The organism is Shigella sp. FC1967, from assembly GCF_001743005.1.
Lineage (GTDB): Bacteria > Pseudomonadota > Gammaproteobacteria > Enterobacterales > Enterobacteriaceae > Proteus.
In genome coordinates, this window is sequence record NZ_MIIZ01001128.1 from 1 (window position 1) to 740 (window position 740).

The 740-nt window shown below is 51.1% G+C and carries 1 protein-coding gene and 1 pseudogene; both read left to right on the forward strand.

Annotated features, from left to right (window positions below; translation table 11 throughout):
• A pseudogene (locus tag BHE89_RS19180) lies at positions 1 to 536 on the forward strand (DNA-binding protein); the annotation flags it as partial.
• Positions 536 to 740, forward strand: a 205-nt coding sequence (locus tag BHE89_RS19185) for a hypothetical protein (protein WP_128860730.1), incomplete at its 3' end; no start/stop codon positions are given. The pseudogene BHE89_RS19180 and the gene BHE89_RS19185, both read left to right, overlap by 1 nt.

Below are 740 nucleotides of genomic sequence, written 5' to 3' on the forward strand. Positions count from 1 at the left end.
AAAAGCGGATCGTTGAGTTGGAAGGCAAGCTGGAGGCGAAAGCCGCAGATCTGACCCGAGCACAGGATCACCTGGAGCAAGCTGAAAGCGAAAATCGCTCTTTGAGCCAAAAATTGGCAACTACAGAGGGTGAGTTGGAAGTGCAAAAAGGCAAGAGTATAGAGCAGACAGAAAAGCTCCGAGCCGCTCAGGAACAAAATACATCGTTGAAAGAGCAGCTCGAAAATGTACAGGCCAAACAGGCCCAATCACAGGACTCCCTTGCCACAGCCAAAGCTCATGGCGAATCCGCTGAACGAGAGTGCCAGCGCCTATCTGGAGAGGTAGAAAAGCTGGACGCCAAATTATCCAGCGCCGAAGCAGAAGCTCGCGCTCTTGTTCAAGACAAAGGCATGATGGCTGGTCAGTTGCAGGAAAAAGACCAGCAGGCCAAGAGCCTCGAACAAAGACTCAATGATGCACTGACCAAAATTTCTGGGTTGGAGCAAGAGCTCGTTAAAGCTGGTAAGGGAGGGAAAAAGAAAGAGGAAAACTGATGGCGCGAAAGGCTAAATATTCAGAAGAGTGGCGACACAGAGCTGCGGCTCTTCAAACCAAGATTGAGGAGGCTATGACACTAGCCGCCTCATCTATTGGCGACTATCGCTGGTTACACCGTCTCCATAGTTGGGTTACGGAGGTGGCTCAAGGTAAAGCCCCAGACTGGTGGACAGATCTGGATTGTGAAGTATCCCTCCCCC